We start from the raw sequence: 26475 nt of genomic DNA, 5'->3' as shown, positions 1-26475 counted from the left end.
CATAGGTAGCCCGTCATGTTCTACACCAATCGCGTCACCCGTTGGGGCGACACCGCCTATGCCCGGCAGTCCAGTGACGTGCTCGCCCGCCATCTTGGTCGATTCCGCGCACCGGACCCGGACCGTGCCCTCGTCAAGGCGCTGGCCCGGTGCAGCTACGCGACCCTCCCGGAGGAGGTGCTGCGCGTGGTGACCAACATGAGACTGATGGACCAGGACCCGGGAACATCAGAACTGGACCTGTTCGTTCGTGACGCGGTGACTGTCGCGGCACCGCACACGGCGTATGCGGCGGCGACTCTCCTGCCGATCTGCGCGCGTTACGTCGCCTGGTGTGTGCGCGACAAGGGGTGGCCGCTGGATGCGGACGTGATCTGGAGCGTGCGCGCGATCGACCTGTACGCGACGACCGCGCACCTGTCCCGGTCCGAGGGCACGCGGATGAACTGGCGGATGATGCTGATGCGGATCAGCGCCGTGCTCCTGCCCGAGCAGCACCCCGAGCGGCAGACGCCGATGACCCGTCGCCAGCTGGCTGCCCCGTATAACACCGTGGACATGGACGGGTTCCGGCAGTGGGCGGGCGACCAGCTCACCACGGTGAAACGCGACAGGGCGATGGTGATGCTCACGCTGTGTGCCGGCGCCGGCCTGCGGCCCAGCGAGCTGCCCCTGATCCACCCATCCCACGTGCAGGTCGATGAAACCGGAATCGTCATCCATGTCCCGGCCGAGAACCAGCGCGCAGTGCCGCTGCTGGCCGGGTGGGAGGAGTGGATGCTGTCCCTCCTGGGACGCCGCCCCGCCCACGAGTCACTCTGGGGACCCATCAACCGCCGGACGACCCACAACCTGACCTCCGCGTTCACGCAGTACACGAACGGGAAACCACCGCGCGCCGACCGGCTCCGTGCGACCTGGCTGGTGCACCACCTCACCGCCGGGGTCCCCATGAAAGACCTGTGCCGCGCGGCCGGGTTCACCAAGATCCAGCACCTGCATCAGATGCTGGACTACGTCGACCTGCGCGACGAGGACGAGTACCGGCGCATATTCCGCTCGGAGAGACACCGATGACCCCGCAGCAGATCGCCGCGGCGGAACGGTTCGAGCGGCACATGCTCGAGGCCACCGGGTACACCCTCGACCAGTACGAGCGGGTCCGCGCCGTCGGCCCCACCTCCCTCGCACATGTGCAGTTGTACGGGCGTCTCGTCGACGAGTCCGGCGCCGTCGACGCACTCGACGCCTGGGCGGCAGAGGACCGCAAGTCGAACGCGGGCCGCAAACCGCTCATCTCGTTCCGGGCCGTGCTCATCCTCTACCTCATGCACACCGCCAACGGCAGCAGCCGGTACGACGACATCGCCACCACCCTGTTCGCCCGCACCACCCCCGACACGTTCGCGTACCTCGGCATCGCCGAGACCCCCGGCACGCAACGCGAGTGGTACCAGCGGTACTGGAGGGCGATGAACCGGCTCCTCGCCCTCACCAGCCCCTGGGACGTGCCCCGCAACACGTTCCTGTCCGCCGCCGCGTACCAGACCGCCCTGGGCACGTATTCCCAACAGCGCCGCGACCGGATGGACGAGCTGATGAACCGGCTCGCGCACGCCTCCGTCCGACGACTCCCCGCAGAGATCCGCGCCACCTACCGTGGCAACATCGCCCTGGACGCGACACTCATCCCCGTCCCCGGCCGTCCGAACCCCCGCTCCACCAACCTCGACAGCGACCGCGTGAACCTCGACGGCATGAGCGGCCCCTACACCCGCGACGGCAACCACGAGGGCCAAGGCAAGCGGAAAGACATCGCCGGGTGGGAGGCCGAGACGGTCGTCACCGTCCCCAACAACCCCGGTCACCCCGACAGTTTCCCCGTGCTCACCACGGGCCTCACCCTCCACCAGCCCGGAAAGATCAAGCACGGTCCCCTGATCGCCGTCGGCCACCACACACGCCTGTTCACCGAACGAGGATTCTGCATGGTCGACCGCGCATACAACGGCCTCAAACCCCACCGGTTCCAGAACCCCACCCGCAAGCTCGGATTCCGGCACGTCTACGACTACCGAGGCACGACGCTCGGCAAGCAAGGCGCTATCGACGACGCCATCCTCGTCGACGGCTGCCTCTACGTCCGATGGATGCCCGGGAACCTGATCACCGCGAGCAGCGACTACTACAAGCACAAGACCATCGACAAAGCCACCTACCAAGCCCGCCTCGCCCAGCGCTCGGAATATCGGCTAATGGACAAAGGCCGGCCCGACCCGGACGGACGCCAACGATTCAGCTACCCCGACGTCAGCAAACTCATGTGCCTCGACCCCGCGACCGGCAAACCGGTACGCCCGAAACTCAGCACGACGACCATCACCCTCGCCCCGGACAATCCGGAGTCGATGCGCATCATCAAGCACCTGCAAGCCGTCGAATACCGCTCCCCCACCTGGAAAGCCTGGTACGGACTGCGCTCCCACGTTGAGGGCAACAACCAGTACATGAAAGACGACGCACACGCCGATCTCGGCAACCCCAACAAGCGACGCCCCCGCGGATACGCCTACCAAGCCCTCGCCGTCGCGGCCGCCGCAACCGTCTCCAACATGCGCCGCATCGTCACATTCATCACCGCGCACGCAAAACGCGTCCTGAGCCCCAAGCAGCTCAGAGCACGACGACGCCGCGACGAGCACGGCAACCGCCTCGAACACCCCGCGCACGCTGACCCGCTGCGGCAATAGCCGCACAACCAGCAGCCCGAACCGAACATCAACCTGAACAGCCCCGAAAGGGGCTACTCGTGTTGGGCCAGCACTACACCCCGGCAAGGATCGGCCGGAACCGACAGCATCTTCGGCCAAGAATCGCCGAAGCCGGCCGGGAAATCCTCCCCAACCGGCTTCTTTCACGCATTTCATGAAAGCTTCTCTTCAATAAGCGAAGAGAGCCTCTGGTGCGCGAGGGGGGAGTTGAACCCCCACGCCCTTTCGGGCACTGGCACCTGAAGCCAGCGCGTCTGCCTATTCCGCCACTCGCGCGAGTCGAGGCGGACCTCGAACTCAACTCGTCGAGGATAGCACGGCCGCCCGCGTGCTTCTAATCGCCGCCGGGACCCGATCCGGGGCCCCGAGAGCCCCGTGAAACCGCGAATCCATCACCTCTTCAGGCGGGACAACTAGCATGTAGCCACCAGTCCGCCCTGCCTGAGGAGTCGCGTGGGACTACTTGACAGCTTCGAGAAGGGTCTCGAACGTGCCGTGAACGGCGCGTTCGCCAAGACCTTCCGCAGCGGCATCCAGCCTGTCGAGATCGCCTCTGCCCTGCGCAGCGAGCTCGACAAGAAGGCCGTTGTGGTCAGCCGCGACCGCATCCTGGTGCCCAACACCCTCGTGGTGCAGCTGGCCCCCGCCGACGCGGAGAAGATGGATGCCGTAGGCCCCGCGCTGATCGGAGAGCTCACCGAGATCGTCCGCACGCACGCGGCATCCCAGCACTACTCGTTCGCCGGTCCCGTCTCGGTGACCCTGCAGCGCGACGAGCGCCTGTCCACAGGAACGCTGCGCGTGGATTCGCGCACGGCCGAGGGCACGGTATCGTGGCGCGGCGTGGTCGATATCGCCGGCACTCGCCATCCGCTGCACAAGGGCCGCACCGTGATCGGGCGCGGCAGCGACGCCGACATCACGGTCGCCGACTCGGGCACGAGCCGCAAGCACGTCGAGATCCTGTGGGACGGCGAGCGCGCGATGGTGCGCGACCTCGGCTCGACGAACGGCACCAAGCTCGACGGGCAGCCCGTCTCGCAGGCGCCCCTTCCGGCCGAGTCGACGGTCACGATCGGACGCACCGACATCGTGTTCCGCATCGTCCCCCTGACCGCTCCCCCGAAGCCGACGACGCCGGCCGCGGACGCTGCGACCCGGCTCTTCGACGGGGGCGCCCGATGACGAGCCAGCTCACCCTGCTTCTGCTGAACATCGGCTTCCTCGTGCTGATGTGGTTCTTCGTCTTCGCGGTCGTCTATTCGCTGCGCGCCGACCTGTTCGGAGTGAAGGTGCGCAAGATGCCCGAGCCCGTGGCTGCGGCCAGTCCCGCCCCGACCTCGGGCCCGGCCGATGCGACCATGCCGGTGCAGGCGCTCCGGCAGCCGGCCCCCGCGGCGGGCGGCCTGGCCACCACCGGCACGGTCTCGCGCATCGTCATCACGAGCGGACCGAAGGCCGGGCTCGAGCTGCCCCTGGGCGACGAGCCGCTCACGATCGGCCGCTCGAGCGAATCGGGCCTGGTGATCCGCGACGACTACACCTCCAGCCACCACGCCCGTCTCGTGCTGTGGGGCGAGCAGTGGATGATCCAGGACCTCGACTCCACGAACGGCACCTGGCACGACGGGCAGCGCGTGACCGTGCCCGTGCCGATCACGGTCGGGGCGCCCATCCGCGTGGGGGCGACGACCTTCGAGCTGCGGAAGTAAGGCCCTGTCCGACATGGTCTTCCAGGGTTCGAGCGCCGCGCTCAGCCACACCGGCAAGGTGCGGTCGAACAACCAGGACTCCGGCTACGCCGGAGCCAACCTGTTCGTCGTCGCCGACGGCATGGGCGGGCACGCCGGCGGCGACGTCGCCTCGAGCCTGGCGATCGCCCGCATCGAGGGCCTCGACCACCACTACGACACGACCATCGACGCCCAGCGCGCGCTGCAGAAGGCGATCACCGCCGCCGCGGGCGACCTGATCGAGGCGGTCAAGAAGCGGCCGGAGCTGGCCGGCATGGGCACGACCGTGTGCGCGATCATCATGGTCGACGAGTACGCGGTGATCGCCCACATCGGCGATTCGCGCATCTATCTGTACCGCGACGGCGCGCTCACCCAGATCACGACCGACCACACGTTCGTGCAGCGACTGGTCGACTCGGGCCGCATCACGCCCGAAGAGGCGCGCTACCACCCGCGGCGCTCCGTGCTCATGCGCGTGCTCGGCGACATGTCGGACGACCCCGAGATCGACACGTTCGTCATGCCGACACACCCCGGCGACCGGTGGCTGCTGTGCTCCGACGGGCTGTCGGGCGTCGTCGACGACACGCACACGGCCAAGACGCTGGCGCTGGGACTGGCTCCGGGCCGCACGGCCGATGTGCTGCTGAAGCAGGCACTGGATGCCGGAGCCCCGGACAACGTCACGATCGTGATCGCGGATGTCGGGGGGCAGCACCCGCTCATGTCGGGCACGCCGACGATCGTGGGCGCGGCATCCAACCCCGAAGGGGTCGAGGTGCCCGCCGCCCGGCCCGGCCGAGTGTCGTGGCTGCACCCCGGCCGCCAGGCCGCGAACGAGCCGACGCACTACGAACCGGCCGCCGAGTACCTCGAAGAGCTCATCGAAGAGGACCGCCGGCGCGCACGGTACCGCCGCATCGGCTGGATCGCGGGCCTCGTCGTGGTGCTGGCCCTCATCGCCGCCGCGGTGTTCGGCGCCTACCAGTGGACCCAGACGCGTTACTTCATCGGCACGAACGGGACGAACGTGGTGATCTTCCGGGGAATCCAGCAGAACTTCGGCCCGATCTCGCTGTCGTCGCCGTACGAGGACACCGGGCTGCCGCTGGTCGTCCTTCCCCAGTTCGAGCAGGAGGTCGTCCAGGACACGATCTCGGCCGACTCGCTGCAGGACGCGGAGCGGATCGTCGATCAGCTTCGCCAGAACGTTGGGAGCGAGTGATGCGCACCCCGCCCGGTGGAATCGCCCCGGTCCGCTCCGGTCCGGCCCCCGCTCCCGCCCCCGCGGCCGAGCAGGCCGACACGTCCGTGCTGCGCGCGCTGCGCAAGTTCCGCGTGCCGCAGACGCAGCGCAACCGCGAACTCGCGCTGCTCGTGTTCGCGTTCGTCATCAACGGCGCGGCCGTCATGCTGGTCCAGCTCGGCGCCGCCGGCGAGATCGACCCGAAGTTCCTGATCTACCTGGGCGTGCTCAGCGCCCTGTCGCTGGCGCTGCACATCACGCTGCGCATCGTCGCCCGCGACGCCGACCCGTTCGTGGTCCCGATCGCGACGCTGCTGACCGGCATCGGCCTGGCCGAGATCTATCGGCTCGACGTGCACTGGGGCCGTCACGGCTGGGCGGCGTTCTCGACCCGCCAGCTGGCGTGGGCGGGCATCGCCCTGGTGGGCGCGATCCTGCTGGTGATCCTGCTGCGCAACTACCGCGTGCTGTTCCGCTACACCTACATCTTCGGCCTGGCCGGCATCCTGCTGCTCCTGCTGCCGATGGTGCCGGGACTGGGGACGGATGCCGGAGCCGACGTCTGGATCTCGATCGGCATCTTCTCGTTCCAGCCGGGTGAGATCGCCAAGATCTGCCTGGCCATCTTCTTCGCCGGGTATCTCGTGCGCACCCGCGACAGCCTCACCTCGACCGGGACGCGCTTCCTCGGGTTCACCTGGCCGCGCCCGCGCGAGCTCGGCCCCCTGCTCGTGGTCTGGCTCGTCTCGCTCGGCATCATCGTGCTGCAGCACGACCTCGGCACGGGTCTGCTGATCTTCGGCATGTTCGTCGCGATGCTCTACGTCGCCACGAGCAAGACCAGCTGGGTGCTCATCGGCGTCCTGCTGGCCGCCGGCGGCGCAGTCGTCGCCTCGCGCCTGCTGCCGTACGTGAGCGGACGGTTCCAGAACTGGCTGGGCGCGTTCGACCCGAAGCTGTACGACGCGCACGGCGGCAGCTTCCAGCTCGTCAACGGCATCTTCGGCATGGCGCAGGGCGGCCTGATCGGCACCGGGCTCGGCCAGGGCCGGCCGTGGCTGACCCCGGTCGCCGAGAGCGACTACATCTTTCCGAGCCTCGGCGAAGAGCTCGGGCTCATCGGGCTGTTCGCGATCCTCGCCCTGTACATGGTGTTCACCAGCCGCGGCATCCGCATCGGCCTGAACGGCCAGGACGACTTCGGCAAGCTGCTCGCGGTCGGCGTCTCGTTCACGATCGCCCTGCAGGTGTTCATCATGGTCGGCGGCGTCACGCGTCTGATCCCGCTGACCGGCCTCACGACGCCGTTCCTGGCCGCGGGCGGTTCGTCGCTCGTGGCGAACTGGCTGATCGTGGCCCTGCTGCTGCGCGTCTCGGATGCAGTGCGCTCTCGTCCCCGGGTGGTGATCGGCTGATGACGAAGGAACTGCGACGCCTGTCGATCATCCTGCTGGCGATGTTCCTCGCCCTGTTCGCCTCGACCAGCGTCATCCAGGTCGTGCAGGCCGAGTCCCTGGCGCAGAACCCGCTGAACAAGCGCACGCTGTACGACTCGTTCGACGTGCAGCGCGGCTCGATCATCGCGAGCGGCTCTGCGATCGCCTCGTCGGTGCCCTCGAAGGACATCTACACTTGGCAGCGCGAGTACGTCGATCCCGACATGTGGGCGCCCGTCACCGGCTACATCAACCCCGTGCTGCAGGCGACCGGCCCGGGCATCGAACGCGCGATGAACCAGCAGCTGTCGGGCACGGGCAGCTCGCAGTTCCTCGCACGGGTCGAGCGGATCGTCAGCGGCCAGCCGCCGCGCGGGTCGAACGTCGTGCTCTCGCTGGATGCCAAGGTGCAGAAGGCCGCCTACGACGCGCTCGGCAAGCTGCAGGGCGCGGTCGTCGCGATCGAGCCGAAGACCGGCCGGATCCTGGCGATGGTGACCAGCCCCAGCTACGACACGAACGCGCTCGCCTCGCACGACTCGAAGGCCGTGAACGACGCGTACGACAAGCTCAACGGCGACCCGGCCAAGCCGCTGTTCAACCGGGCGATCGGCGGCAACCTCAACCCGCCGGGGTCGACGTTCAAGCTGGTCACCGCCTCGGCCGCCCTCGCCTCGGGCAAGTTCACGCCGACCTCGACCCTGCCCAACGTCGCCCGCTACACGCTGCCGGGCACGTCGACCCAGGTCCGCAACGACACCGGCGGCACGTGCGGACCCGGCAAAGAGGTCACGATCGCCGACGCGCTGCGCCTGAGCTGCAACATCCCGATGGCCGAGCTGGCCGTGAAGGTCGGGCTCGACGCGATGCGGGCCGAGGCCGAGAAGTACGGCTTCAACTCGTCGTTCGACCTGCCGCTGCCCTCGACCCCGTCCACCTACCCGCGCACCGGCGGCCCCGACCGGGTGGCCCTCAGCGGCTACGGCCAGGGGGACGTGCGTGCGACGCCCCTGCAGATGGCGATGGTCTCGGCCGGCATCGCGAACGGCGGCGTCGTCATGAAACCCCGCATGGTGGACCAGGTCGTCGGTCCCGACCTCTCGGTGCAGCAGACGTTCGCGAACGAGGAGTACGGCCGCGCGCTGGATTCGGACCTCGACTCGCAGATGGTCGACATGATGGTCGCCAATGTCAGCAGGGGCATCGCGACCAATGCAAGAATTGACGGGGTCGACGTGGCGGGCAAGACGGGCACGGCGCAGAACGGGCAGACCGCTCCGTATTCGCTGTGGTTCACGGGGTTCGCGCCCGCAGAAGACCCCCAGGTTGCCGTGGCCGTCGTCGTGGAGAATGGCGGAGGCATGGGGCAGTCCGGAACGGGCAACACTCTCGCGGCCCCGATCGCGAAGAAGGTCATGGAGGCGGTGTTGGGTAAATGAGACCGACGCAGGGTGTCACCTTCGGCGGCCGTTACGAGCTCGACTCGCGGATCGCGATCGGCGGAATGGGCGAGGTCTGGGAGGCGACCGACCACGTCATCGGCCGCACCGTCGCGATCAAGATCCTCAAAGACGAGTACATGGGCGACCCGGGCTTCCTCGAGCGCTTCCGCGCGGAGGCGCGCCACGCCGCCCTGGTGAACCACGAGGGCATCGCGAGCGTCTTCGACTACGGCGAAGAGAACGGCTCGGCGTTCCTGGTCATGGAGCTCGTGCCCGGCGAGGCCCTGTCGACGATCCTCGAGCGCGAGGGGTCGCTGTCGACCGACAAGACGCTCGACATCGTCGCCCAGACCGCCGCGGCGCTGCAGGCGGCCCACGCCGCCGGTCTCGTGCACCGCGACATCAAGCCCGGCAACCTGCTGATCACGCCCGACGGGCGCGTGAAGATCACCGACTTCGGCATCGCCCGCATCGCCGACCAGGTACCGCTGACGGCGACCGGTCAGGTCATGGGCACGGTGCAATACCTCTCGCCCGAGCAGGCGTCGGGGCATCCGGCATCCCCTTCCACCGACATCTACTCGCTGGGCATCGTCGCCTACGAGTGCCTGGCCGGCAGGCGTCCGTTCACCGGCGAGTCGCAGGTCGCCATCGCCATGGCGCAGATCAACGAGCAGCCCCCGCCGCTGCCCGAGACCGTCTCGCCGCCGGTGCGCGACTTCGTGATGGCGATGATCGCCAAGAAGCCCGAAGACCGCCCCGCCTCGACGGCGACGGTCGCGCGCGCGGCCACCGCCCTGCGTCGCGGCGACATCGCGGCGGCGATCGCCGCGGTCCCCGCGATCGGCGCGGGGGTGGATGTCGCGACCCAGCTGCTCACCTCGCCCGGCGGCACGTCCGCCACGACGCAGCTGCTGCCGGCGACCCAGCCCGCGCCGCTGGTGCCCGAGCCCGAGCAGCGCGAGAAGAAGAAGCGCAGCCCGTGGACGTGGCCGCTCATCGCGCTGATCGCCCTGCTGCTGATCGTGCTGGCCGGCACGCTGTTCGCCCTCTTCGGCCGCCCGTCCAGCGCGCCGACGAACACGGGTTCGCCGTCGACGCCGGTGTCGGCGCCGTCCTCGCCGACGCCGACGACCGAGCCGGTGAACGTCGACTCCCTCGGCCTCGTCGGCATGAAGTGCTCCGAGGCCTCCGGGGTGCTGACCACGAACGGCCTGAACCCCAAGACGCAGCCCGGCGCTGCCGCACCGTCCGCCGACAAGGTCGACACCGTGGCATCCGTCGACCCGACCGCCAACGTGCCCCCGGGCGAGACGGTCACCCTGACCTGCTACGCCGCCCAGACGAAGATCCCCACGCCGGCGACGCCGACGATCAACGGCAACGGCCCGGGCGGACAGGTGATCGCGGGCGACACGGCCAAGATCGTGTGGGACTCGTTCCAGTGCCCGCCCGGCACCGGCACCCTCACCGGGTACATCGTCACGGTGCACAACGGCACGTTCGTCGACGGCGGGCAGTCCACCCTGAAGGCCGACGCGTCGACGACCAGCGCCGAGGTGAACGTGGCCAACAGTGCGGGCAGCAACCTGACCGCGTCGTACGCCGCGACGTGCGGCGACCGCTCCTCACCGGAGTCGGGTCAGATCTCGCAGCCGATCATGCCCCCGTCCGCCCCGTCCGAGTCGCCGTCGGCCCCTGGCGGCGGCGAACCGGGCGCCGACCCGTCGCCGTCCCCGTCGACCCAGCCCTGACCGAGGTGGGTGCAGACCCGTCGGTTAGGCTGTCATCTGTTCGATTCCAGGGGAGAGAAGTGTCTGCCGAGTCCCGCGTGCTGTCCGGACGCTATCGCGTCGATGAGCCCATCGGGCACGGCGGCATGGCCTCGGTGTTCCGCGGCTACGACCTGACGCTCGGCCGACCGGTCGCGATCAAGATCCTCAACGGCGAACTGGCCGCCGACAGCGCGTTCCGCACGCGCTTCCGGCTCGAGGCGCAGTCGGCCTCGAGGATGTCGAGCCCGGCGATCGTGCGCGTGTTCGACGCGGGCGAAGACAGCGAGATCGACGATGCGGGCCGGGCGCACCCCATCCCCTACATCGTGATGGAGCTGGTCACGGGGCACCTGCTGAAGGACATCATCGCCGCCGGCCCCGTGCCGATCGCCGATGCCGTCCGCTATGTCGACGGCATCCTCGAAGCCCTCGAGTACTCGCACCGCGCCGGCGTCGTGCATCGCGACATCAAGCCGGGCAACGTCATGGTCACCGAGGCCGGCCAGGTGAAGGTGATGGACTTCGGCATCGCGCGTGCCGTGAGCGACTCGTCGTCGACCGTGGCCGAGACCACGACGATCCTCGGCACGGCGGCGTATTTCTCGCCCGAGCAGGCCAAGGGCGAGGTGGTCGATGCGCGCACCGACCTGTACTCGGCGGGCGTCGTGCTCTACGAGCTGCTGACCGGGCGCCAGCCGTTCCGCGGCGACTCGCCGGTCGCCGTCGCCTACCAGCACGTGAGCGAGGCGCCGGTCCCGCCGTCCGAGGTCGTCGAGACGGTGCCGCGCACGCTCGACGCGGTCGTGCTGCGCGCGCTCGCGAAGGACCCGTATCAGCGGTACCCGGATGCCGGAGCCTTCCGCGAGGGTCTGGACGCGGCCGTCGACGGCAAGGCGCCGTCGCAGCACGACGTCGACACCCTCGCGAACTCGCTGTACGGGCCGGATCCCCGCCAGGCCGCCGAGACGGCCAGGTCGCTGCGGCAGCTGAGCACCGACACCACGATGAGGCGCACCCAGGCGGGGCCCCCGGCGGCGTGGATCTGGGCCGGCGTCGCCGTGCTGGCGGTGCTGCTGATCTCGGTGCTCATCTGGGTGCTGACGATCCGTCCGGGCACCGTGGTCCCCGACAACTCGCGGATCGTCCCCACCGTCGCCGGGCAGACGTACGACGAGGCGGCCCAGGCGCTGAGCAACAGCGATCTGTATGCGAAGCGCACCGACAAGCCGGATCCCACCGTGCCCGAGGGCTCGGTCATCGGCACAGACCCGGCGGCGGGCGTCTCGGTCAAGCGCCTTTCGCAGGTCACGGTGTTCGTGTCCACGGGCCCCGACCAGGTCGCGGTGCCAAAGCTCGTCGGCCTCTCTCGCGCTGATGCCGAGAACGCGCTGCAGGATGCCGGGCTGTCGCTCGGGACCGTGCGACGCGAAGACGATGCCGACGCCCCCGCCGACCAGGTGCTGTCGGTCGATCCGACCGAGGGTCAGTCGATCGCGAAGGGTTCCGCCGTGAACCTCGTCGTCGCGACCGGCACGGTGACGGTGCCGAACTTCGCCGTACCCGGTTACACCGTGGATCAGGCCAAGCAGGAGCTCGAGGCCCTGAGTCTGAAGGTCAAGGTCAGCGAGGATCCGGCGTGCCCGGCCACGGACCCAGCGACGGTGAGCTCGCAGTACTGGGGTCCCGACAACACGGTCGGACCGGGCGAGGTGCCGATCCACTCCGACATCACGCTCGTGCAGTGCTCGGGCTCGTCCGACGGCGCCACCCCGCCCGCGGACGGCTCGGGCGGCGACGGTCAGGGCTGACCGGCCGGCGTCACCGTCGCCACCTCGCGCAGCCAGTTCGCCAGCAGCCGGTGGCCGTTGTCGGTGAGCACGCTCTCGGGGTGGAACTGCACGCCGCAGATCGGCGCGGTCCGGTGCCGCAGCGCCATCACCACGCCGGTGTCGGCCCGGGCGGTGACGACCAGGTCGTCGGGCACCTCGGTCACGGCGAGCGAGTGATAGCGACCGGCGGCGAAAGGCTGCGGCATCCCGTCGAAGAGCCCTGCACCGTCGTGCGCGATCATCGAGACCATCCCGTGCATGAGCTCGGGCGCCGTCGAGACGACCCCGCCGAACGCCTCGGCGATCGACTGATGGCCGAGGCACACGCCCAGCAGCGGCATGCCGAGCGCGGCCGCCGCCCGCACGACGGCGATGGATGCCCCGGCCCGCGCCGGCGTGCCGGGACCGGGCGAGATCAGCACGGCGTCGAAGTCCGCGATCGCCGCGGCCGCCTCGTCGGGATCGATCTGGTCTGCCTCGACGAACGTCGTGCGCGCGCCCAGCTCCCCGAGGTAGTCGACGAGGATGTGCACGAAGCTGTCGTGGTTGTCCACGACCAGGACACGGGTCATCGGATCGTCACATCCTCCGGATCGATGACCGTGCTCACCCACGGGAAGACGAAGAAGAACAGCCCGTACAGCACGGCGGCCGCGGCCACCAGCAGGATGAGTACGCGCACCCACCAGGGGCCGGGAAGGATGCGCCACAGCGCCGCGTACATCTACTTCACCCCCGGCAGCCACGGCGGTGGGCCCGCTGATGCCGGTGTGAACGATTCGAACACGCTGTAGGCGACGATCCGTTCCGACTTGTAATACATCGGACTGCAGCTTGTCATGGTGAGGTATCGGCCGTCGGCCTTCACGTGAGCCTCCTGCGGCACCGGCAGCAGCACATCGACCGCATCCGGCTTGACGTACTCGAGATTGCGGAATCGATAGGTGTACCAGCCGCCCTTCGTCTCGATGACGATGGGGTCGCCGACGCGCAGAGTCGCGATCAGGTTGAACGGCTTGCCGAACGTCGTGCGGTGCGCGGCGAGGGCGACGTTGCCGACCGCACCCGGCATCGGCGTGCCCGGATAGTGCCCGATGCCGATCGGGTCGAGCGTGCGCGCGCGAGAGACACCCCCCGCCATCGGGACGGCGTAGTCCGCCCCGAAACGCGGCACGAACATGACGCCGAACACCTGAGCATCGCGGGCCTGGGGCATGGCGGGCGGCGGGACGGCCGGGCGCGCGGTGGGGGTGCCCGCGGGGGTCGCCGAAGCGCTCGGAGTGGATGCCGGAGGCAGCTGCTCCCGCTCCTGCGCCCACTGCGCGCTCAAAGCGTGGCCCGCGGCATTCTTCTCGGCCGCGCCGATCCAGTCACCGATCCACATCTGCCAGGCGACGAACAACAGCGTCACGACGCCGACGGTGACCAGCACCTCGCCGAGCACGCCGACCACGCCTGGGCGCCGCTTCGCACCTCTGCCGCGCGCCGGCAGCGAGGCCCCAGACCTATCCGTCACAGGGCGATTCTAGCCAGCGGCCGCGCAGACGCCGGGCCGGGGTCGGCCGGGAGGTCGGGTTCGGCCCGCGGCGCCCCGCCCCCGTAGAATGCCTGTATGGCACGATCTGGCAAGGACGACGAGCTCGTCGAGCGCAGCGAAGGGGATGCCGCGCCCAACGCCGCGTGGTTCAAACCGATCATGGTCGGACTGATGCTGCTCGGCCTCATCTGGGTTCTCGTCTTCTACCTCAGCGGCATGCAGTGGCCCATCCCGGGCATCGGACCGTGGAACCTCGCGATCGGCTTCGGCATCGCGTTCGTCGGGTTCCTCATGACCACGCGCTGGCGCTGACGACCTTCGAACGACAGCGAATCACAACGGTGTGATTCATCCCCACCTGGGGATGAACCTGTGGATAACTTCGCCTGTTCGGCGAAGAGACGCGTCGCGCGAAGAGCGTCAGGCGGACACGATGGCGGCGGGGATCGCCAGCAGCGCGAGCAGCACTGCCGTGAGCGCCACGAGCAGACCGATCTGCAGGCCACGCTGACGCGCCGCGCGCGTGCGCGCATAGATGAAGCCGACCGCGGCGCCCGAGATGAGCCCGCCCAGGTGCGCCTGCCATGAGATCTGGATCGACGACAGCGACCCCGCCAGCAGGCCCATCACGAACGGGAACGCGAAGTTGATCGCGATGATCACGGCGATCCCTGCGATGTTCGCTCCGATGTGCCGGCCGATCACCAGCAGTGCGCCGAACAGACCGAAGATCGCGCCCGACGCCCCGACCACCGGGGTCGTCGGGCTGAGCAGCGCGACGGCGACCGATCCGCCGATCCCCGAGAGGAGATACATCGCGAGCAAGCGCGTATGGCCGACGAGCGGTTCGAGGATTCGGCCGATCATCCACAGCGCGAGCATGTTCAGGCCGATGTGCAGCCACGACGAGTGCACCAGCAGCACCGTGATCAGCCGCCACGGCTGGAATGCTCCCAGCGCGGGATTGACCAGCGGTCCGTACATCGCCAGCCACTGCTGGACGACGTCCACTCCGAGCAGCTCGCGCGAGCCGAGCTGGGCCAGGTACGCAGCGGCGGTGATGCCGATGATCCAGTAGGTGACCAGCGGCCGCCCGCCGATCGGCGTGGCGGCCACGGCGCCCCCGCGCCGCCCCCAGCGGCGCTCCGCCTTGCGCTGGGTCGGCGAGGCGGCGCGCTGCTGGTCGCGCAGGCACTCCGGACAGATGACCCCGACCGGCGCCTGGATCTGGCACTCCGGACAGATCGCGCGCAGGCACCGCTGGCACAGCACGAAGCTCTGCCGGTCGGGATGCCGGTAACAGAAGTTCTCGCGATCGCGAGCGAAATCGGCGTTGGTCATCTGGTGGGCGCCGGGCGGTTCGGCCTCAGGCCGCGGCGATGTCGATCGACGAGATGACGACGGGCTCGAGCGGGCGGTCCTGCGCGCCGGTGGGCACGGCGCTGATCGCGTCGACGACCGCGCGCGAGGCGTCGTCGGCCACCTCGCCGAAGATCGTGTGCTTGCCGTTCAGCCACGGCGTCGGGTCGGTGGTGATGAAGAACTGCGACCCGTTGGTGCCCTCGGCGGCGCCCGTGATCGCGTTGCGGCGGAGTCCCGCGTTGGCCATCGCCAGCAGGTACGGCGAGCCGAACGTCAGCTCGGGGTGGATCTCGTCGTTGAACGTGTAACCGGGTCCCCCGATGCCCTGACCGAGCGGGTCGCCGCCCTGGATCATGAAGCCGGGGATGATGCGGTGGAAGATGACGTCCTTGTAGAGGGGACCCTCGCCCGGCTTGCCGGTGGCCGGGTCGGTCCAGCTGCCCGTGCCGTCGGAGAGGCCGACGAAGTTCTGCACGGTGCGCGGAGCATGGTCTCCGAAGAGGTTGACGACGATGTCGCCGTGGTTGGTGTGAAGTGTGGCGACAGCGGTTGCGATTGGCATGCATCCCATTGTTCCAGAGTCATCCTTTGAAGTTGTGCACAGCCCCTTCCGCTGGCGGGTACGTCTGGCAAGATGAAGAGGCACACTACCCATCGACAGGGAGGGCACGCCGTGGGTCTCAGCCGCAAGCGCAAGAAAGAACTCCGCAAGTTGCAGGATCAGGCCACGAAGGTCTGGGAGTCGCAGCAGGTGCTCGTCGGTGAGGCCGCGGCCGTCGCCCGTGAGGCCGGTCGCCAACTCGGCAACTACAACCGGGAGCACGTCACGCCCACCATGCAGGCGAACTACCAGAAGTACGCCGCACCGTATGTCGACAAGGGCATGAAGTCGGCCCAGCACGTGTTCAACGACACGGTCGTGCCCGCTGCCGGCGCCGTCGTCGGCTCCGCACTGTCGGTGTGGGATGCCGCGGCCGACACGCGTGCGAAACTCGCGGCCGGTCGCAGCCCGTCGATCGACCTCGACGCCCTCGCCAAGAACACGAAGAAGAAGAGCAAGAAGGCGACCCGCGCGTTCGCCGCGCAGCTGGCCGCCGCCAGGCCCGCCCCCCAGAAGTCGGGGATCGGCGCCGGCGGGGTCCTGGCCATCCTGCTCGGCATCGCCGCCGCCATCGGAGTCGTGTACGCGGCGTGGCAGACGCTGCGCGCCGACGACGAGCTGTGGGTGGCCGACGATCCGCTGCGTGCCCCCGAGGCGTGACCGCTGACCCCGGGTCGTCGAGCGAGCGCAGCAGGTCGACACGTCCCGACGGTCCCGCAACGCCCGACCCCACCGCACGCGTGCGGGCCGCGGCATCCGCCCGCGATCTCGCGATCGAGCTGCGCGAGCGCCCGGCGGCCAAGAGCCTTCCCGAGGCCGCCGCGCTCCTGGGGCTGCAGCCCGCCGACATCGTGAAGACCCTGGTCGTGAAGCGGCGCGACGACTCGTACCTGTTCGCGCTCATCCCCGGCGATCGTGCGATCTCGTGGCCGAAGCTGCGCGCCGTCGTCGGCGTCAACAAGCTGCGCCTGCCCGAGCCCGAGCTGGCCCTCGCCGCGACCGGATACGAACGCGGCACGATCGTGCCGCTCGGGTCCACCCACGACTGGCCGGTGTACGCCGACGAGCAGATCGTGGGGCGCCGGGTGGCGATGGGCGCGGGCGCGCACGGCTACAGCCTGTTCGTGGAGGCGGACGATCTCATCGCGGCCTACGGCGCGACCGTGGCCGACATCTCGCAGCCCCTCCCCGACCCGTCCGCGCCCTGACCGCCACGCTCCTGACGTCCGGCCCGCTCGCCCGCCTCACGCCCTGGCCGACATGGCTGTGATGTTGACGGACCGGGCTCGTCGTAGTGCCGCGCCCGGGGCTGGTTCAGTACGCGACGTCGGCCATCTTCAGGGCGATGTCGACGAGCTTCACGCGCTGCAGCGACTTCACGCCCGCCAGGTCGAACCAGCTGGCGCGATCGGTCGAGCCGTCGACCTCGTTGCGCAGCTTGCCCCCGATGATGCTCGCGCGGTACACGATCCGCAGCGTGTGCAGCGGCTCGGTCGCACTGTCGGTGACCCGGCGTCCCGGGGGGATCACCCGGGAGTGGATGCCGAGCAGCTCGCCGATCTTCGCCCGGTAGCCGGTCTCTTCGCGCACCTCGCGCCGGACGGCGTCGACGGGGTCCTCACCGTCCTCGAGTCCCCCGCCGGGCATCGTCCATGCCGGGCGGCGCCCCTGGATCCAGTGCGAGAGCAGCACGCGGCCGTCGTCGACGATGACTGCATAGGCGGCGACACGCAGGTCCACGGATCCACCCTAGGGCCGGTCGCCCGGCTCCGCCTCCCGGCGACCTGACTAGAGTTCTCGGTAAGGGGGCTGTGCCATGGACGGGCAGAACAAGCAACGACGCGCCCACACGCCGGCGACGCCCTCCACCGGCCCCACGACCCGCAGAGGACTGAGCTGGCCGGTCGCCTGCTGGGCGTTCATCCTCGCCGCGATCGGCATCGTGCAGATCGTGCGGCTGCAGTGGTTCGACGCGTCCGTGTTCACGGTCGCGACCCTCGGGGTCGTGCTGGCAGCACACGCACGCACCCGCGCACGCCCCGGGCGCCTGCCCCTCTCGACCCTCGCCGGGACCACCGCGATCCTGGGCGCGATCCTGTGCTTCCTCCCGCGGCACGGCATCGCGATGCAGATCGTCGTGATCGTCGCGGGCCTCGCCGCGGTGGCGCTCGCCTGGCTCGGCGCCGGGGTCGCCCGGCCCGTGCAGCGGACGTCCGCGGGTACCGGCATCCGGCACCTGGCCTGGTGGTGGGGCGCGATCCTCGTGACCGGATGCCTGTGGGAGCTCACGCAGTTCATCCTGGGACTCGTCGAGCCCGACGCGGCGTGGTTCTCGCTGAGCGACCTGCTCAACCCCGCGGTCGCCACCGTCCCGGGCAGGATCGTGTTCATCGTGCTGTGGGTCAGCGGCGGCGCGTGGCTGCTGCGCCGTGGAGGTGCCCGATGATCGTCGTCAGCACCGGGGCTTTCCTGGCGTGCGCCGCGGCGCTCGCGATCGCCGGCTGGCTCGTCGGACGGCGCTTCGCCGAGGCATCCGTCACCGCGATGTTCGACCGGCTGATGTCGGACCGCGCGGTGCGCCTCGCGGTGATCGTCATCTGGTGGTGGCTGGGGTGGCACTTTCTGGCCGGGCAGACGCTGTAGCCGGTCGAGCGCCGGAAGGCCGCGCAGGCGGGCTCAGCGCGCGGTGACCCACTGGGTCGTCGTGAACTCGTCGAGGCTCCAGTGGCCGCCGAACCGGCCGCCATTGCCCGAGCGGCCCATGCCGCCCATCGGCGCCCACGCGTAGTCCGTCACGGTCTGGCCGTTGATGTGCACCATGCCGGTGCGCATGCGGGCGGCGATCGCGAGGGCGCGGTCGAGGTCGGCGGTGTGGATCGCGGCGCACAGGCCGTAGTCGCTCGCGTTCGCGATGGAGACGGCCTCGTCGTCGGTCGAGAACGTCGTGACCGGCAGCACCGGTCCGAAGATCTCGGCGTCGAACGCGGGGTTGCCGGGTGCAACGCCGTCGAGCACGGTCGGCTCATAGAACGGACCGTCGTGTCGGCCGCCGGTGAGCACGCGCGCTCCGGCGGCGACGGCGCGGTCCACGACGTCCTGGACCCGCTCGGCCTGGCGCACGTCGATCAGCGGGCCGAGCGTCGTCTCGGGGTCGGCCGGATCGCCGACACGCTGGGTCCGGGCATGCGCGACGAGGCGGCGCACGTATTCGGCCGCGATCGACTCGTGCACGAGGTGGCGGCCCGTCGCCATACAGATCTGCCCCTGATGGGAGTACGAGCCGCGGACGGACTGCGCGACCGCTTCGTCGAGGTCGGCGTCGGGCAGCACCACGAACGCGTTGTTCCCGCCGAGCTCGAGGATGACCTTCTTCAGCATCCCGCCGGCGACCGCGCCCACTTTGCGGCCGGCGGCCGACGAACCGGTGAACGAGATGAGGTCGGTGTGCCGCGAGGCGACGACGGCCTCGCCGATGTCGGCACCGCCGGGCAGGACGGCCAGAACGCCCTGCGGCAGGCCCGCCTCGGCGAACATCCGCGCGATCAGCGCGCCGCCGGTGATCGGCGTCTTCACGTCGGGCTTGACGAGCACCGCGTTGCCGAGGGCGAGCGCGGGCAGGACCGAGCGCATCGCGAGCATGAGCGGTGCGTTCCACGGCGCGATCACGCCGACCACGCCCACCGGCACGCGCCGCGCGAAAGACATCCGCCCCGGCACCTCGTCGGGCAGCAGCACGCCGGTCGGCTGCTCGAGAAGGGCGATGGCGGCGCGGAACTGGTCGGCGGTCTTGGCCAGCTCGCGGCGCACCTTGGTCAGCGTGGCGCCGGTCTCGCGCCGCGAGAGCCGTTCGTACTCCGGAGCGAGACGCGCCATCGCGGCCGCCGCCCGCTCGAGCACGGCGGCGCGCTCGCGGAACCCACGGCCCGCCCACTCCGCCTGCGCGGCGCGGGCCGCGCGGCCGGCGACGTCGACGTCGTCCGCGGTCGCCAGCCGGACACGGCCGATCTCGGCTCCTGTCGCGGCGTCCACGACGGACCGCACGTCGCCCGACCCGGGCGCCCACTCGTACACGGCTCGCTCGTCGGTCATCGCCGATGCGCTCATGCTCTCCTCCTTCTCTGTGCCGGAAGCCGGCTCGCCCTCTGCCTCATCACTGTGGTGCTGGATGCCGCAGCCCGCGCACCGTCAGCGCACGAGCACGCTCGCGGCGGCGCGGATGCGCACGAGGTACGGCTCGGCCGGATCCTCGGCGGGGGCGTCGCCGCCGCGCAGCACCACCCCGAGCGCGTCGCGCAGTTCGTGCGCCGGATCCGCCGGGAGCACGACCGCACGCCAGGCAACCTTCCGGTCAGGGCGGACCAGCAGCGCGCCCTCCGGCCCGATCTCGCTCGCGGCGTTCCACGCCGCCTCGTCGTCGCCGACGCCGACCACCGTGACCGGCATCGGACCGTCGGCCCGGCGCACTGCCTCGGTCCATCGCGGAGCCGCGGCGGCCGACGTGAGCAGGGTCAGCCCCTCGGGCTCGACGAGGTCGTGCGACGAGACCGGCACGGCCGCGGCATCCCCTCCCCTCAGCCAGGCATGCGGCAGGTGGTGGCCCGGGCGCGAGGTCGAATGGAACGTGATCGGATCGGCCGGGTCCCCCGGCACCGGCGTGCCGTCGGGGACGAACGCGCCCGCCCAGTAGTGGTAGCCCGCCTCGACGCCGAGCTGGCTGTAGTCGTACGCGTTGTGCGCGACGGCCGCGGCGACCCGCGCGCGCATGGCGGCGCCCTCGGGTGTGTCGCTGACGTACGTCTCGAGGCTGCGGAACCCCGCCGCCTCGTCGGGCCCGAAACCGAGCGCCTCGGCGATCGGGGGGTGCCGGTTCGCGTTCTCGAGCGAGTGCGCGGTGTACCAGGCCACGGTGGGACGCCGCTCGGCCTCGTAGCTGTCCAGCAGCCCGTCCGGTGCCTGGCCGTGCAGCACGGCCGCGATCTTCCAGCACAGGTTGTGCGCGTCCTGCACGCCGCCGTTCAGCCCCAGGCCGCCGGTCGGCGGATGCTTGTGCGCTGCATCCCCCGCGAGGAACGCCCGCCCGACCCGGAAGTGCTCGGCGATGAGTCCGTGGTAGTTCCAGCGCGTGGTGGTGTGCATCGTGATCTCGTGGTCGGACGCGAGGCCCAGCATCCGCCGGATCGAGTCGAACAGCGCCGCCTCGTCGTCGGGGTCGCCCTCGACCATCCAGGCCGCGACCGAGACCAGCCACTCCTCGGAGTTGCGGTCGTAGTGCACCGGGCCGATCGCCTGGATCGTGCCGCGTCGGCGGGCACCGCCGGCGGGATGGATGAAGTGGGCGAGCAGGGCATCGGGCTCGGGCCACGCGGACAGATCCATGCTCACGTGGTAGTTGACGACCTCGCGGATGTCGCGCGGACCTTCGAGCGCGACGTCCAGCAGCTCGGCGCTGCTGCGGCCGCCGTCGGCCGCGACGAGGTATTGCGCCCGCACCCGCCGCGTCACCCCGGTCGCGACGTCGCGGATCGTCGCATGTACGGATGCCTCGTCCTGGTCGATCGCGACGACCTCCTGCAGCTTGCGGATCCGGCCGGGGGCCACGGCGAGCGCATGGGAGTACAGCAGCGGGTCGAGGCGGATCTGCGGCATGTTCGCGTGCGGACGGGGGCCGGCCTGCCGATACCGCTCGGCCTCGTCGCCACCGCCCCAGGCGGGCACCTCGCCGATCTTCATGCCGTCGAACCGGCCGGGGCCGGTCGCGGTCGTGTACCAGACGGCCTTGCGCCAGCGGTCGTGTCGAGGGGTCGCCGCGTAGATGTCGTCCGCGACGCCCATGTCGGCGAACGCCTCCATCGTGCGCATGTTGAGCAGATGTGCCCGCGGGAAGCGGAAGACGAAGTCCCGCCGGTCGACCAGCAGCACGTCCACGCCGTGCTGGGCCAAGAGGATCGCGCACGACAGTCCGACCGGACCGCCGCCCATGATGAGCACGTCGGTGGACTCGGGCCAGTCGTCCTCTGCGACGGGCGGCAGCAGGCCGGGCCGATGGATGCCGGTTGCCATGTTCTCTCCTCTTCTTCTGCGTGTGCGGGTGGCCGGCGTCGTCGCCGGTCACTGCCACAGGGTGTCGTTCACCATCACTTCGATCAGTCGCGGCCCGTCGTCGGGGGTCCGCGCCAGCTCGTCGGCGACGGCCCGGGCCAGGCCGGCGGATCCGTGCACGCGCTCGGACGGGATGCCGAAGGATGCCGCGAGGGCGGCGATGTCGACGCCGCTGATGTCGGTGAGGGGGTAGTCGCGCTTCGCGTGCGCGGCCCCGTCCATGCGGGCCAGGCCCGAGATCACCGCCTGGTAGCGGCCGTTGTTGACGACGATGTAGGTGACGGGGATGTCGTAGTGGCGCACCGTCCACAAGGCGGGGACGCCGAACTGCACGACCCCGTCTCCGACGACGGCGATCGTGCGCTCATTGCGGGCCAGGGCGACGCCGGCGGCGGCCCCCATGCCCCAGCCGAGCGACCCGCTCGCGGTGGCGAACAGGCTGTCGTGGCGTGTGCGCCGGAGGAAGCGCAGGAGCGGAAGCGTGGACGTGACGCCGTCGAGGACGAGCAGTCCCTCACCGCCGAGAGTCTCGGCGAGCACACGCATCGCGGCCGCAGCGCTGAAGTCCGCCCCCTCGGCGGCCGCGGGCACGCTCTCGGCCCAGCCCGACCGCTGCTGGTCATGGTGACGGCGGGCCCGGGCGAGGAAGTCCGTCGCCGGCCGGCAGGAGCTGTCCGCCGTCAGGAGGTCTGCGAGCTCGGCGAGCCCGAGTGCGGTGTCGCCGACGAGGGCGCCCGCGGGGCGGATGCGCCGGCCCGCCTCGGCAGCGTCTTCGGTCAGGTGCAGCAACGGCACGCCGGCAGGCAGGATCGGCATCTCGGCCGAGAACTCGAGCGGCGTGGGTGCGCCGGCGAGGAACAGCAGGTCGGCGTCGGCGGCGATCGGACTGCGCGGCTCGAACACGCCCGCGAAGTTGGGATGGTCGCTCGAGAACGACCATCGCTCGATGTCTCGGCGGGACTCGACGTACACGGGGGCGCCGAGGGCTGTGGCGATGCGCTCCAGCGACTGCTGCGCGCCGCGTCGCGCGACATCCGATCCCGCGATGATCAGCGGTCGGCGGGCGGAGCGCAGCAGGGACGCGGCGCGCCGCAGGTCGTCGGGCGCGGGCCGGCGCGGGTGCGCGGGCGGCCTGCCGGCGCTGTACGCCGTGCTCGCGGCGGCCGACAGGTGGTTCTGCGGGATGGTCAGGACCGCGGGCGACTCGGGGGCGACGGTAGTGTGCCACAGCGTGCGATCGACGTCGTCGACGAGGCTCTCGCCGTCGAGGTTCTGCCACGTGTGGCCGGCGTACGGGGCGGCCGTCTCGAGAATGCGGGGCGAGGTGGTCAGTGCGCGATGCGGCAGGGTCCTTGTGCCCTTGACACCGGTGAGCAGGGCCACGCTGCTGCGCGCGACCTGCGCCGCATACAGGTGCGCCAACCCGTTCGCGAGGCCGACGTTGGTGTGCAGGTACGCGACGCCGATGTCGCCCGATGCCCGTGCGTACCCGTCGGCCATCGACACCGAGATCGCCTCGTGCGTGGTGAGCAGGAACCGAGGCGAGGCTGCGTCGTCGGCGGCGAGCGCATCGAGCAGTGGCACCTCGCTCGTCCCGGGGCAGCAGAAGACGTAGGGGATGCGCCAGGCGCGCAGCGTCTGAAGCAGGTCAGCGGCAGAGGCCATCTCGCCACCTCATGATCGGGGAGAGGTGCGGGCGGTGACCCACTGCCAGCTGCTGAACTCGTCGAGGTTCCAGTGCCCGCCGTATCGGCCGCCGTTGCCGGACTGGCCCATTCCGCCCATCGGCACCCAGGGCGCATCGCCGATCGTCATCCCGTTGATGTGCACCATGCCGGTGCGCAGGCGCCCGGCGAGTCCGAGGGCGCGGTTCAGGTCGGCGGAGTGGATGGCCGCGGCCAGGCCGTAGTCCGTGCTGTTGGCCAGCGCGATCGCCTCGTCGTCGGTCGCGAAGCGCGTGACGGGCATGACGGGGCCGAAGATCTCGTTCTCGAACGCCGCGTTGCCCGGCTCGACGCGGTCGAGCACGGTGGGCGGGAAGAAGGGGCCGTCATGGCGACCGCCGGTGAGCACACTCGCGCCGCCGGCGACGGCCTCGTCGACGATCTGCTGGACGCGCTGAGCCTGCTGCAGCGAGATCAGCGGGCCGATCCGCGTGTCGGACTCGGTTGGGTCGCCGACGACGAGCCCGGCGGCGTGCGCGCGAAGCCGTTCGACGTAATCGTCGGCGATCGACTCGTGCACGAGGTGGCGTCCGGTGGCCATGCAGATCTGGCCGTTGTGCAGCAGCGAGCCGGACTGTGCGAACCGCACCGCGGCGTCGAGGTCCGCGTCGTCCAGCACGATGAAGGCGTTGTTGCCGCCGAGCTCGAGGACGACCTTCTTCAGGAGCCGCCCCGCGACCTCGCCGACGCGACGGCCCGCGGCGGTCGATCCGGTGAACGAGATCACATCGGTGTGCGGCGAGGCGACGACCGCCTCGCCCGCGTCGGGACCCCCGGGCAGGACGTGCAGCACGCCGGCCGGCAGTCCTGCAGCGTCGAACGCCTTCGCCAGCACGAGGCCGCCCGAGATGGCCGTCTTGGGGTCGGGCTTGAGGATGACGGCGTTGCCCAGGGCGAGCGCCGGGGCGACGGCGCGCATCGCGAGCAGCAGTGGTGCGTTCCAGGGTGCGATCACGCCGACGACGCCCGCAGGGACCCGGCGCGCCATCGACAGCACGGCCGGATCCTCGCTGGGCAGCAGGTCTCCGTACGGCAGCTCCAGCAGGCCCGCGGCCGACCGCAGCTCCTCGGCCGACTTGTGCAGCTCGCCGGCGATCTTGGATGCGATCGCGCCCTCTTCGCGCTGCATCGTGATGCGGTCCTCGGCGGGCAGCGCCTCGAGGTAGGCCGCGGCCCGTGCGAGCACGGCCGCTCGCTCGGTGAACGGCCGGGCCGCCCAGCCGGGCTGCGCGGCGCGCGCCGCCCGCCCGGCGGTCTCGACATCCATCGCGTCGGCGAGCCCCACCGTTCCGAGCGACGCGCCGGTTGCGGCATCCCGTGCATCACCGGTGCCGCCGTGCGGCACCTCCCACGTGCCGGTGTAGACGACTCCCGTGCCGATCACGGTCTCGAGCTCGCTCATCCGCTTCCTCCGCCGATCGTGCTCAGGAGATGTCCGGCGCCGCTTCGACGCCGGTGATGCTCTTGAATTCGAGGAACTCCTCGAAGCCGTGCACACCCGCCTCACGCCCGATGCCGGACTTCTTGTAGCCGCCGAAGGGGGCGCCCACATCCAGCTTGGCGCCGTTGATGTTCACGACCCCGGTGCGGATACGGCGGGCGATGTCGACGCCGCGGCGGATGTTCGTCGTCCACACTCCTCCGGACAGGCCGTATTCGCTGTCGTTGGCCAGGTCGACGGCCTCGTCCACCGTGTCGTACGGGGTGACGGCCAGCACCGGCCCGAAGACCTCTTCGCGATAGATCGCCATCTCGGGGGTCACGTCGCCGAAGATCGTCGGACGCACGAACGCACCGCCCTGCAGCGGGCCCTCCGGCAGGTCTGCGCCGCCGTACAGCAGGGTGGCGCCCTGCGCGACGGCCTCTTCGATCCGACGCCGGACCGAGGCCTGCTGCTTCGCCGAGACGACGGGCCCCATCCGGGTGCTCTCGTCGTCGGGCAGCCCCGGCTCCCAGCCGGCGGCGATCTCGACGGCGCGCCGCTGGAACTCGTCGAGCAGCGCCGACGGGACCAGGGCGCGGGTCATGGCCGCGCAGGTCTGCCCCGCGTTCGCGAAGCACTGCGAGACGACCTCGGTGACCGCCGTGTCGAGGTCGGCATCGTCCAGCACGATCGCCGCCGACTTTCCACCGAGCTCCAGGGCGATGCGCTTGAGTGAACCGCCCGCTGCCGCGCCGACGATCTCGCCCACGGCCCGCGAACCGGTGAAGCTGACCATGTCGAGGTCCGGGTGGTGGATCAGCGCATCGCCGGTCGGCATCCCCCGCCCGTGCACCTGGTTGAACACGCCCGCCGGAAGGCCGAGTCCGTCGAGGATCTGCGCGACGATATGGGCCGCGAACGGCACCTCTTCGCTGGGCTTGAGCACGACCGTGCAGCCCGCGAGCAGCGCCGCGCCGATCTTGAGCATGATCTGATGCAGCGGATAGTTCCACGGCGTGATGGCCCCGACCACGCCCACCGGCTCGGCGACGACGAGCGAGCGCGACACCACCCGGACATCCTCGTGCGCCTCGGCCGCGGCGATGAGCGCGTCGAGGTCCGCCAGGGGGACGACGATCTGGGCGACCCGCGCGAACGAGATCGGCGACCCCATCTCCCGGCTGACGGTCTGCGCGATCTCTTCGCGACGCTGGTCGACCTGGTCGCGAAGTCGCCGCACGAACTCGATCCGCGTGGCCATCGGCGTCGTGCTCCACGACGCGAACGCCCGCCGAGCGGCCTTGACCGCGCGGTCGACGACATCCGCGTCCGCCTCCGGAACCGTGCCCACGACGGAGCCGTCGGCGGGGTTGACGACCTCGAGAGGGGATCCCTCGTCCACCCACTCCCCGTCGATGTAGTGGGCTGCGTGCTTCGTCATGTGTCGGTCACTTTCTCTTGCATGCCCGAGCGCACCCGGGCGCTTCGGCCATC

The 26475-nt window shown here is 70.4% G+C and carries 25 protein-coding genes and 1 tRNA gene; 14 read left to right on the top strand and 12 right to left on the bottom strand.

Annotation, left to right across the window (positions count from 1 at the left end):
- Positions 1–15: 15 nt before the first annotated feature.
- Together AC3RX0_RS10825 and AC3RX0_RS10820 are read left to right on the top strand one after the other, a co-directional pair.
- On the top strand, positions 16–1077 hold the full coding sequence (locus tag AC3RX0_RS10825; protein ID WP_491505987.1) for a site-specific integrase: 1062 nt from the start codon (positions 16–18) through the stop codon (positions 1075–1077).
- Positions 1074–2750, top strand: a complete 1677-nt coding sequence (locus AC3RX0_RS10820) for a hypothetical protein (RefSeq protein ID WP_491505986.1) — start codon at positions 1074–1076, stop codon at positions 2748–2750. The genes AC3RX0_RS10825 and AC3RX0_RS10820 overlap by 4 nt, the downstream gene beginning before the upstream one ends.
- Before the next feature lie 210 nt (positions 2751–2960).
- On the opposite strand, the gene AC3RX0_RS10815 is transcribed toward AC3RX0_RS10820, so the two are convergent.
- Positions 2961–3047, bottom strand: a tRNA-Leu gene (locus AC3RX0_RS10815).
- A 177-nt stretch (positions 3048–3224) separates the two neighbouring features.
- Here AC3RX0_RS10815 and AC3RX0_RS10810 point away from each other — a divergent pair.
- The 7 genes from AC3RX0_RS10810 to pknB are packed head-to-tail and all read left to right on the top strand — an operon-like array spanning position 3225 to position 12214.
- Complete coding sequence (locus AC3RX0_RS10810; protein WP_491505985.1) at positions 3225–3956, top strand: FHA domain-containing protein; 732 nt, start codon at positions 3225–3227, stop codon at positions 3954–3956.
- Entirely contained in the window at positions 3953–4483 is a 531-nt protein-coding gene (locus AC3RX0_RS10805) for an FHA domain-containing protein FhaB/FipA (protein ID WP_491505984.1), read from the top strand. The genes AC3RX0_RS10810 and AC3RX0_RS10805 overlap by 4 nt, the downstream gene beginning before the upstream one ends.
- A 13-nt stretch (positions 4484–4496) precedes the next feature.
- Positions 4497–5732 carry a PP2C family protein-serine/threonine phosphatase gene (locus AC3RX0_RS10800; RefSeq protein ID WP_491505983.1) on the top strand — a complete coding sequence of 412 codons (1236 nt, stop codon included), beginning with the start codon at positions 4497–4499 and terminating at the stop codon, positions 5730–5732.
- Positions 5732–7168: an FtsW/RodA/SpoVE family cell cycle protein gene (locus AC3RX0_RS10795; protein WP_491505982.1), complete on the top strand. Its 1437-nt coding sequence runs from the start codon at positions 5732–5734 to the stop codon at positions 7166–7168. The genes AC3RX0_RS10800 and AC3RX0_RS10795 overlap by 1 nt, the downstream gene beginning before the upstream one ends.
- Complete coding sequence (locus AC3RX0_RS10790) at positions 7168–8628, top strand: peptidoglycan D,D-transpeptidase FtsI family protein (protein WP_491505981.1); 1461 nt, start codon at positions 7168–7170, stop codon at positions 8626–8628. Before AC3RX0_RS10795 ends, AC3RX0_RS10790 begins: the two co-directional genes overlap by 1 nt.
- A complete protein-coding gene (locus AC3RX0_RS10785; RefSeq protein ID WP_491505980.1) occupies positions 8625–10385 on the top strand; it encodes a serine/threonine protein kinase in 1761 nt (586 codons plus the stop codon). Before AC3RX0_RS10790 ends, AC3RX0_RS10785 begins: the two co-directional genes overlap by 4 nt.
- Before the next feature lie 59 nt (positions 10386–10444).
- Positions 10445–12214 (top strand): Stk1 family PASTA domain-containing Ser/Thr kinase, encoded by a 1770-nt coding sequence (gene pknB / locus AC3RX0_RS10780; protein ID WP_491505979.1) that lies wholly within the window; start codon positions 10445–10447, stop codon positions 12212–12214.
- Here the strand turns inward: pknB and AC3RX0_RS10775 are convergent.
- Genes AC3RX0_RS10775 through AC3RX0_RS10765 form a run of 3 tightly spaced genes read right to left on the bottom strand, consistent with a single transcriptional unit; the run spans position 12205 to position 13751 of the window.
- Complete coding sequence (locus tag AC3RX0_RS10775) at positions 12205–12807, bottom strand: anthranilate synthase component II (protein WP_491505978.1); 603 nt, start codon at positions 12805–12807, stop codon at positions 12205–12207. The genes pknB and AC3RX0_RS10775 overlap by 10 nt on opposite strands.
- The gene (locus AC3RX0_RS10770) at positions 12804–12959 is read right to left on the bottom strand and encodes a hypothetical protein (protein ID WP_491505977.1); all 156 of its coding nucleotides are present in this window, start codon (positions 12957–12959) and stop codon (positions 12804–12806) included. Before AC3RX0_RS10770 ends, AC3RX0_RS10775 begins: the two co-directional genes overlap by 4 nt.
- Positions 12960–13751, bottom strand: coding sequence for a class E sortase (locus AC3RX0_RS10765; RefSeq protein WP_491505976.1), 792 nt, complete (start codon positions 13749–13751; stop codon positions 12960–12962).
- 96 nt (positions 13752–13847) lie between these two features.
- Between AC3RX0_RS10765 and AC3RX0_RS10760 the strand changes: the two genes are divergently transcribed.
- Positions 13848–14084, top strand: a complete 237-nt coding sequence (locus tag AC3RX0_RS10760; RefSeq protein WP_491505975.1) for a cell division protein CrgA — start codon at positions 13848–13850, stop codon at positions 14082–14084.
- A gap of 108 nt (positions 14085–14192) precedes the next feature.
- Here AC3RX0_RS10760 and AC3RX0_RS10755 read toward each other — a convergent pair whose 3' ends face one another.
- Both AC3RX0_RS10755 and AC3RX0_RS10750 read right to left on the bottom strand, forming a co-directional pair.
- The gene (locus AC3RX0_RS10755; protein ID WP_491505974.1) at positions 14193–15113 is read right to left on the bottom strand and encodes a rhomboid family intramembrane serine protease; all 921 of its coding nucleotides are present in this window, start codon (positions 15111–15113) and stop codon (positions 14193–14195) included.
- 25 nt (positions 15114–15138) lie between these two features.
- Entirely contained in the window at positions 15139–15696 is a 558-nt protein-coding gene (locus AC3RX0_RS10750) for a peptidylprolyl isomerase (RefSeq protein ID WP_491505973.1), read from the bottom strand.
- 111 nt (positions 15697–15807) lie between these two features.
- On the opposite strand from AC3RX0_RS10750, the gene AC3RX0_RS10745 reads away from it, so the two are divergent.
- Positions 15808–16395, top strand: a complete 588-nt coding sequence (locus tag AC3RX0_RS10745; protein WP_491505972.1) for a DNA helicase — start codon at positions 15808–15810, stop codon at positions 16393–16395.
- An 80-nt stretch (positions 16396–16475) separates the two neighbouring features.
- Complete coding sequence (locus AC3RX0_RS10740; protein ID WP_491506340.1) at positions 16476–16943, top strand: aminoacyl-tRNA deacylase; 468 nt, start codon at positions 16476–16478, stop codon at positions 16941–16943.
- 106 nt (positions 16944–17049) lie between these two features.
- Here the strand turns inward: AC3RX0_RS10740 and AC3RX0_RS10735 are convergent, their stop codons facing one another.
- Positions 17050–17475: an NUDIX hydrolase gene (locus tag AC3RX0_RS10735; RefSeq protein ID WP_491505971.1), complete on the bottom strand. Its 426-nt coding sequence runs from the start codon at positions 17473–17475 to the stop codon at positions 17050–17052.
- A gap of 76 nt (positions 17476–17551) precedes the next feature.
- On the opposite strand from AC3RX0_RS10735, the gene AC3RX0_RS10730 reads away from it, so the two are divergent.
- Together AC3RX0_RS10730 and AC3RX0_RS10725 are read left to right on the top strand one after the other, a co-directional pair.
- On the top strand, positions 17552–18181 hold the full coding sequence (locus tag AC3RX0_RS10730) for a hypothetical protein (protein WP_491505970.1): 630 nt from the start codon (positions 17552–17554) through the stop codon (positions 18179–18181).
- Positions 18178–18378 (top strand): DUF6186 family protein, encoded by a 201-nt coding sequence (locus AC3RX0_RS10725; protein WP_491505969.1) that lies wholly within the window; start codon positions 18178–18180, stop codon positions 18376–18378. Before AC3RX0_RS10730 ends, AC3RX0_RS10725 begins: the two co-directional genes overlap by 4 nt.
- A gap of 33 nt (positions 18379–18411) precedes the next feature.
- Here the strand turns inward: AC3RX0_RS10725 and AC3RX0_RS10720 are convergent, their stop codons facing one another.
- The 5 genes from AC3RX0_RS10720 to AC3RX0_RS10700 all read right to left on the bottom strand — a co-directional run bounded on the left by AC3RX0_RS10720 (position 18412) and on the right by AC3RX0_RS10700 (position 26422).
- Complete coding sequence (locus tag AC3RX0_RS10720) at positions 18412–19839, bottom strand: aldehyde dehydrogenase family protein (protein ID WP_491505968.1); 1428 nt, start codon at positions 19837–19839, stop codon at positions 18412–18414.
- Positions 19840–19920: 81 nt separating this feature from the next.
- Positions 19921–21795 carry an FAD-dependent monooxygenase gene (locus tag AC3RX0_RS10715; RefSeq protein ID WP_491505967.1) on the bottom strand — a complete coding sequence of 625 codons (1875 nt, stop codon included), beginning with the start codon at positions 21793–21795 and terminating at the stop codon, positions 19921–19923.
- Between the two features lie 48 nt (positions 21796–21843).
- Positions 21844–23499 carry a thiamine pyrophosphate-binding protein gene (locus AC3RX0_RS10710; protein WP_491505966.1) on the bottom strand — a complete coding sequence of 552 codons (1656 nt, stop codon included), beginning with the start codon at positions 23497–23499 and terminating at the stop codon, positions 21844–21846.
- Positions 23500–23508: 9 nt separating this feature from the next.
- Entirely contained in the window at positions 23509–24960 is a 1452-nt protein-coding gene (locus tag AC3RX0_RS10705) for an aldehyde dehydrogenase family protein (RefSeq protein WP_491505965.1), read from the bottom strand.
- Between the two features lie 22 nt (positions 24961–24982).
- Positions 24983–26422, bottom strand: a complete 1440-nt coding sequence (locus tag AC3RX0_RS10700; RefSeq protein ID WP_491505964.1) for an aldehyde dehydrogenase family protein — start codon at positions 26420–26422, stop codon at positions 24983–24985.
- Positions 26423–26475: the final 53 nt, after the last annotated feature.

It is taken from the genome of Microbacterium sp. W1-4-2, assembly GCF_058349885.2.
The sequence above is the reverse complement of the archived record's forward strand: the minus strand, read 5'-3'. Positions and strand labels throughout refer to the sequence as shown.